Annotated in this window: 5 protein-coding genes; all 5 read right to left on the bottom strand. The window is 68.6% G+C overall.

Going from position 1 to position 7269, the window contains the following annotated elements; all coding sequences use genetic code 11:
* Positions 1-148 precede the first annotated feature (148 nt).
* Complete coding sequence (locus ACIP94_RS03185) at positions 149-889, bottom strand: LysM peptidoglycan-binding domain-containing protein (protein WP_402418725.1); 741 nt, start codon at positions 887-889, stop codon at positions 149-151.
* Positions 890-1394: 505 nt separating this feature from the next.
* The gene (locus ACIP94_RS03180; RefSeq protein WP_402418723.1) at positions 1395-3086 is read right to left on the bottom strand and encodes a pyridoxal phosphate-dependent aminotransferase; all 1692 of its coding nucleotides are present in this window, start codon (positions 3084-3086) and stop codon (positions 1395-1397) included.
* 177 nt (positions 3087-3263) lie between these two features.
* Positions 3264-4412: an aldose epimerase family protein gene (locus ACIP94_RS03175; RefSeq protein WP_402418720.1), complete on the bottom strand. Its 1149-nt coding sequence runs from the start codon at positions 4410-4412 to the stop codon at positions 3264-3266.
* A gap of 24 nt (positions 4413-4436) precedes the next feature.
* Positions 4437-5681 (bottom strand): multiple monosaccharide ABC transporter permease, encoded by a 1245-nt coding sequence (gene mmsB, locus ACIP94_RS03170; RefSeq protein WP_402418718.1) that lies wholly within the window; start codon positions 5679-5681, stop codon positions 4437-4439.
* Entirely contained in the window at positions 5678-7231 is a 1554-nt protein-coding gene (mmsA, locus tag ACIP94_RS03165) for a multiple monosaccharide ABC transporter ATP-binding protein (RefSeq protein WP_402418715.1), read from the bottom strand. Before mmsA ends, mmsB begins: the two co-directional genes overlap by 4 nt.
* Between the last annotated feature and the right edge of the window lie 38 nt (positions 7232-7269).

Here is a 7269-nt window from a genome sequence, read left to right as displayed (position 1 = left end):
CGGGGGGGCCCCGGTGTGGTGGGGGTGTTGGCGGGCGGGGGCCGGGGCGGCCCGGGCGGCCCGGGGCGTGTTCAATTGGGCATTTCATTATCCACGGGGGGGGGGGGGCCCGGGGCCCCCCACCACCCCGTTGCACGGTTCAGGCCTGTCAGTAGGGGCCGTTCACGTTGTCGATCGAACCGTAGCGGTGGTAGGCGTAGTTGCACGCGGCGGTGATGTTGGCGACCGGGTCGTAGATGTCCCACGAGGTGCCGGGCACGTGGTACGCGTTGAACGTCGGCTGGATCACCTGGAGCAGTCCCTTGGAGGGGATGCCGGCGGCGGCGTTGGAGTCCCAGAGGTTGATCGCCTTCGGGTTGCCCGAGGACTCACGGATCACATTGCGGTAAATGCCGTTGTAGCTTCCCGGAATGCCGTTCTGCTTCATGACGGCCAGCGAGTGCTTGATCCAGCCGTCCAGGTTGTTGGCGTAGGTCTGGACGCCGGCGGACGTCGCGGCGGTCTTGGCCGGGGCGGCGGTCTTGGCCGGGGCGGCGGTCTTGGCCGGGGCGGTGGCGGCGGCCGACCCGGTGGGCAGGGTCAGGACCTGGCCCGGCTGGACGACGTAGGGGCTGTAGAGGTTGTTGGCCGAGGCGATGGCCTGCCAGCCGCCGGGCACCTTGAGGGCGCGGGCGATCGAGGCGAGGTGGTCGCCGGGCTTGACGGTGTACGTCGCCGGAGCCTGGGTGGCCTGAGCGGCCGGGGCGGCCTTGACGGCCGGGGCGGCCTGGGCGGCCACGGCCGTTCCGAACAGAGCCGTGCAGGTCAGGGCGAAGGTGCCGACGGTGACGGCGCCACCGGCGGAGAACCGGCGTGTCCGGGACGAGCGCTTAGCGGCGTGACGGGGCATGGTGCGGTCCTCATTCCAAGGTGTGCATCGTGCGCAGTTGCCGATTCCCCTCGACAAACAGCACCGCATTTCGTTTTGCGGTGCCCTGCGGCGGGGACATTCTTAGCCGCCGGGAATAACTAGACAATTACCCTTTTTACTAAGCGGCTTAGTTGGCGCAGGTGCATCGGGGCGGATTCGGGGGCTGAATCCGGGACGTTAAGGGCCGCGTAAAGCACTAGGGTGCTTCGTAAGTGAAGTGCATCACTACGGGCGAGAAACGGGAATGATGGCTTTGCGATTGCATCTACTCGTCGCCTATCCGGCAAGACGGGTTAATAGGGCGAAAAGGATGGTAGCCGCGAAGTGGTGGTTTGTGATTTATAGGTTTAAATCGGGCATATCATCAAGATCGAAGATGCCGCACACGACGACGCCGTCGGCGGTCACGGGGGAAGGAACTCCTCGTGGCCGCCGACGGCGTCCGGTGCTATGGCCCTGCGGGCCCGGGGGTGGGCCGGGTGACTCAGCCGACCTGGTGGTACATCGCGCCCGCCGCCGGCCAGCCGGTGGGCTCCGGGACCGGTTCCGGCTGGGTGCGGCCGCGCACCTGGGCGGCCGTGAGGCCGCCCGCGGCGGGCATGCCGCGCCGGTTCTGGGCGGCCGCCGCGAGCCCGGGCAGACCGGTCTGCGGAACGGCCTGGAGACCGGCCGCGGGCGCCGGGACGGCCCCCGGCGGCATGGCGGCGGCCGGGGCGAGCCCCGGCGGCGTCACCGGGAGCGGAGCGGGAGCGGAGACCGGCGGGGCCGCCATGGGTGCGGACATGGGTGCGGACATCGGTGCGGGGACCGGCGCAGGGGCTGGCGCGGGCATGGGGACCGGCAGCGGGGTCGGCGCGGGCATCGGAGGCCGGACGGCGGCCGCCGCCGGAGCCGGGGCCGGCGCGGGGGCCGAGCCGGGCGCCAGCCTCGGCATCGCCGCGGCCTGGGCGGCGAGCCCCGCAAGACCCGTCCCGTTGGTTTCGCTGACCAGCCGGTCGACGGCCGCCGTACCCGAGCTGTAGCTGGTCCCTGTGCTCGGCTCGGGCACGGCGGCTCCCCTCCTGCCCCCGTAGAGCACCTGCTCCAGGGCGGACACCAGGCGACGCACGTCCGCCTCGGGGCGCACCACGAGGCGCAGGAAGCGGCTGGATGAACCGATCTTGTTGCCGCACTCGCGGACCAGGATCCGGTGCTCGGACAGCAGCCGGTCGCGGACCACGGTTCCCTCGGCGCCCACCGGGAGGCGCACGAAGAGGAAATTGCCCTGGGACGGGTAGACCGTCAGCCCGGGGAGCTGGGCGAGCTGGCGGGCCATGTCCAGGCGGTCCCGGCGGATCTGGTGCAGGCTCTCCAGATACTCGGCGCCGTGCTCCTTCAGCATGAAGACCACCTGCTCGGCGAAGGAGTTGAGGTTCCACTTCGGCAGCATCGAGCGGATCCTGTGCGCGAGCGCGGGGTTGGCGACCAGGTAGCCGAAGCGGATGCCGTGCAGGCCGAAGTTCTTGCCGAGGCTGCGCAGCACGACGACGTTGGGGCGCAGCACGGCGTCCTGGACGACGCTGGGCTCGTTCTCGGCGTCGGCGAACTCCAGGAACGACTCGTCGATCACGATCAGGTCCAGGTCCGCCATCGCGTCCATGAACTGCACCAGCGTCTGCCGCGGCACGAACCCGCCGTCGGGGTTGTTCGGGTTGCAGATGACGGCGACGCGGGTGCCTCGCTTGCGGATGAACTCGGAGTACCGGGCCAGGTCCAGGGCGAAGCCGCCGGACTCCTGGAGCGGGAACATGTCGACGCGCTTGCCGGTCTCCATGGGCTGGTCGGTCCAGCGGCCGAAGGTGGGGACGGGGACGGCGAGGGACTCACGGACCAGCAGATGGTCGATCCAGGTGATCAGCTCGGTCGAGCCGTTGCCCATGGCCACGCACTGCGCCGGCAGCTGGAGGAGGCTGCACAGCTCGGCCGTGATCGTGTCGGCGCTGCTCGGGTAGTAGGTGATGATCTCGCGCAGCCGGCCCGCCAGTTCGTCGTACATGGCGGGCGTGGGGAAGTACGGGTTGCAGGGGATGCAGAAGTCCACGGGCCCCGTCCCGTCGCCGCTCTCCCGCGTCAGCGCCGCCATCGAGGGGCTGTGCGCCGAGGTGCTGCGGAACAGCGAGGTGACGTTGCCGGCCATGGAACCTCCGTATGAGCGGACCCGGTGGGGACGGCGGGCCCGTTGTCCTGGGGTGGCCCGCGCGGGGGAGCGCGGGCCACCCACTCATACGGATTCGGAGGCGGCGTTGTTCAACTGGTATGAAGCCGGTGTGAGTTCGGACGGTACGAGTTCACCTGCTCACCCGGGGTGCACACGTCACACGCCGAACGAGTGGACCGTGGTCGTGTGGTAGGTCTGCCCGGGCCGCAGCACGGTCGACGGGAACGACGGCTCGTTCGGCGAGTCGGGGAAGTGCTGTGTCTCCAGGCACAGACCGTCGCCCTGTCGGTAGGTGTGTCCGGAGGTGCCCACCAGCGTGCCGTCGAGGAAGTTGCCGGAGTAGAACTGGAGCCCCGGCTGGTCGGTGGCGATCTTCAGGGTGCGTCCCGAGCGAGGATCCCGCAGGGTCGCGATGTGCTCCGGCCTCGCGGTGACGCCCTTGTCCAGGACCCAGTTGTGGTCGTAGCCCTTGGCGGTGACCTGCTGGGGGTGGCCCGCGCGGATGTCCCGCCCGATCGGCTTGGCCTCGCGGAAGTCGAAGGGGGTGCCCGCGACCTCGGCCAGTTCGCCGGTGGGGATGAGACCCGAGTCGGTGGGGGTGTAACGGCTCGCGGCGATCGTCAGCTCGTGGTCGTAGATGCCGCCGGTGCCCTCGCCGCCGAGGTTCCAGTAGGTGTGGTTGGTGAGGTTGACGACGGTCGGCTTGTCGGTGGTGGCCTCGTAGTCGATGCGCCAGTCGCCGTGCCGGCCGAGGGTGAAGGTGACCTTCACCCTCAGCGTGCCCGGGTAGCCCATCTCGCCGTCGACGCTGGTGTAGTGCAGGACGAGACCGACGGCGGATCCCTTGACGAACGGCTCGACGTCCCAGATCCGCTTGTCGAAGCCCTTGGCGCCGCCGTGCAGGCTGTTGACGCCGTCGTTGACGGAGAGCTGGTGGGCCTTGCCGTCCAGGGTGAACCGCCCCTGGGCGATGCGGTTGCCGTAGCGGCCGATGGTGGCGCCGAAGTACGGGCTCTTCGCCACGTAGTCGTCGAGGGTGGCGAAGCCCAGTGAGACATTGGCGTACCGCCCGTGCCGGTCCGGTATCTCCAGCGACTGGACGATGCCGCCGTAGGAGAGGACCTTCAGCCGGGTCCCACCGTTCTCCAGAGACCAGCGGTGGACCTTCGTGCCGTCGGCAAGCGTGCCGAACGGCTCCCTCACCGGCTTCCTGCCCGCCGAGGCGGCCTGCGCCGAACCGATGGTGGCGGCGGTGAGGCCCGCTGCCGCCGTACCCGCGATGACCATGCGTCTGCTCAGTTCCATGAAGCGACTCCCGAGATGTGGCGCTTACGAACCGGACTTGCGCTTGTTCCACACGTCGAAGCCGACCGCCACCAGCAGGGCCAGACCCTTGATGACCTGCTGCCAGTCGGTTCCCACGCTGAGGAGGTTCATGCCGTTGTTCAGCACGCCGAGGACGAGACCACCGATGATCGCGCCGAGGACGGTGCCCACACCGCCGCTCATGGACGCGCCGCCGATGAACGACGAGGCGATCGCCTCGAGTTCGAAGTTCACGCCCGCCTTCGGCGAGGCCGCGTTCAGCCGGGCGGCGACCACCAGACCGGCCAGGGCCGCGAGCACGCCCATGTTCAGGAAGACCTGGAAGGTGATCCTCTTGTCCTTGACGCCGGACAGCTTCGCCGCCGGCAGGTTGCCGCCGATCGCGTAGATGTGGCGGCCGAAGACGGCGTTGCGCATGACGTAGCCGTAGCCGACCACGAGGACGCCGAGGATGATCAGGACGATCGGGGCGCCGTTGTAGCTGGCGAGCAGCAGCGTCAGGACGAGGATCGCGGCGACCAGGGCGAGGAGCTTCAGGGCGAACAGCCGCCCGGGCAGCGCGTCGAGGGAGAACTCCTGCTGCCTGCGCCGGTCCCGTACCTCCTGCCACACCACGGCGGCGATCAGCACAAGGCCGAGGAGCAGCGTGAGGTTGTGGTAGTTGGTGTTCGGGCCGACCGTGGGCAGAAAGCCGTTGCCGATCTTCTGGAGTCCGTTCGGGAACGGGCCGAGGGTCTGTCCCTTGAGCAGGATCTCCGTCAGACCGCGGAAGAGCAGCATCCCGGCGAGGGTGACGATGAACGACGGTATGCCCAGATAGGCGATCAGGAACCCTTGCACCGAGCCCGCCACCGCGCCCACCAGCAGGCACAGCACCAGCGCGACGGGCCACGCCACATGGTGGCTGACCGTCAGCACGGCCGCGAAGGCGCCCACGAACGCCGTCAGCGAGCCGACCGACAGATCGATGTGCCCGGCGATGATCACCAGCATCATGCCGATCGCGAGGATCAGGATGTAGCTGTTCTGGAGGACCAGGTTGGAGACGTTGCGCGGCAGCAGCAGATCGCCGCCGGTCCAGATCTCGAAGAGGACGACGATCAGACCGAGCGCGATCAGCATGCCGTACTGCCGCATATTGCGGCGCAGGCCGTTCAGCATCAGCTGGAGCAGACCCTCACCCGTGGCCGATCCGCTACCACCCGGGGGCGCGGGGGCCGGGGTCCTTGCGGTCACATCCGTGCTCATCGCGTTACCTCTTTGTCCTTCGTCATCTGGCGCATCAGCACTTCCTGCGTTGCCTCGGCCCGTGGGACCTCCCCGGTCAGCCGACCCGCGGCCATGGTGTAGATGCGGTCGCACATGCCGAGCAGCTCGGGCAGCTCGGAGGAGATGAACACGACCGCCTTGCCCTGGGCGGCCAGCTGGTCGATGACCGTGTAGATCTCGTACTTGGCACCGACGTCGATGCCGCGTGTGGGCTCGTCCAGGATCAGCACATCCGGGCCGGCGAAGATCCACTTGCTGAGGACGACCTTCTGCTGGTTGCCGCCGGACAGCTTGCCGACCGGCTCGAAGACGGTCGGCGCCTTGATGTTCATGGAGGTGCGGAAGCCCTCGGCGACCTGCCGCTCCTCGTGCTCGTCCACCACGCCCCGCCGCGCCACCTTCCGCAGCGCGGTCAGCGAGATGTTCCGGTTGATGGTGTCGATCAGATTGAGGCCGTAGTGCTTGCGGTCCTCGGTGACATACGCGAGCCCGTGCTCGACGGCCTCCGCGACCGTCCTCGTACGGATCTCCCGGCCGTCCTTGAGGACCGTGCCGCCCGCGTGCCGGCCGTAGCTGCGGCCGAACACGCTCATCGCCAGCTCCGTGCGCCCGGCGCCCATCAGCCCCGCGATGCCGACGATCTCCCCGCGCCGCACAGTGATCGACACATCGTCGACCACCTTGCGCTGCTGGTCGAGCGGATGGTGGACGGTCCAGTTGCGGATCTCCAGGGCCGGGGCCCCGTCCTTCTCCTCCCCCTCGTACGCCGTGCGCTCGGGGAAGCGGTGATCGAGGTCGCGGCCGACCATGCCGCTGATGATCCGGTCCTCGGTGGTCTCGGCCGCCTTCACATCGAGCGTCTCGATGGACCTGCCGTCGCGGATGATCGTCACCGAGTCGGCGACCCGGCGGATCTCGTTCAGCTTGTGGGAGATGATGATCGAGGTGAGGCCCTGGTGCTTCAGCTCCAGGATGAGATCGAGGAGTTTGCCGCTGTCCTCGTCGTTCAGAGCCGCCGTCGGCTCATCGAGGATCAGCAGCTTCACCTGCTTCGAGAGTGCCTTCGCGATCTCCACGAGCTGCTGCTTGCCCACACCGATGTCGGCGACCCGGGTCTGCGGGTGCTCGTCCAGGCCGACGCGGCGCAGCAGTTCGGTGGCGTGCTCGAGCGTGGCGTTCCAGTCGATGAAGCCGCGTGTGGAGTGCTCGTTGCCGAGGAAGATGTTCTCCGCGATGGAGAGGTACGGCACCAGCGCCAGCTCCTGGTGGATGATGACGATGCCATGGTGCTCGCTCGCCCGGATGTCCTTGAACCGGCAGACCTCTCCCTCGAAGAGGACCTCGCCCTCGTAGGTGCCGTGCGGATGGACGCCGGAGAGCACCTTCATCAGGGTGGACTTCCCGGCGCCGTTCTCGCCGCAGACGGCGTGGACCTCGCCCTGGCGGACGGTCAGGGTGACGTCCGACAGCGCCTTGACACCGGGAAAGGTCTTGACGATCGAGCGCATTTCCAGGACGGGTCCCGCCATGGTCGTGCCTTCCAATCCGTGTGGGGTCGAAGAGGACG

Origin of the sequence: Streptomyces sp. NPDC093261, from assembly GCF_044753645.1 — a bacterium.
GTDB lineage: Bacteria > Actinomycetota > Actinomycetes > Streptomycetales > Streptomycetaceae > Streptomyces.
Note: the sequence above shows the minus strand (reverse complement) of the source record. Positions and strands in the feature narration are given on the sequence as shown.

What these genes read in the sequence shown, in the direction of transcription:
- ACIP94_RS03175 (WP_402418720.1), bottom strand. Translation starts at nt 4,412, where the DNA reads ATGGAACTGAGCAGACGCATGGTCATCGCGGGTACGGCGGCAGCGGGC.
- mmsA (WP_402418715.1), bottom strand. Translation starts at nt 7,231, where the DNA reads ATGGCGGGACCCGTCCTGGAAATGCGCTCGATCGTCAAGACCTTTCCC.
- ACIP94_RS03180 (WP_402418723.1), bottom strand. Translation starts at nt 3,086, where the DNA reads ATGGCCGGCAACGTCACCTCGCTGTTCCGCAGCACCTCGGCGCACAGC.
- ACIP94_RS03185 (WP_402418725.1), bottom strand. Translation starts at nt 889, where the DNA reads ATGCCCCGTCACGCCGCTAAGCGCTCGTCCCGGACACGCCGGTTCTCC.
- mmsB (WP_402418718.1), bottom strand. Translation starts at nt 5,681, where the DNA reads ATGAGCACGGATGTGACCGCAAGGACCCCGGCCCCCGCGCCCCCGGGT.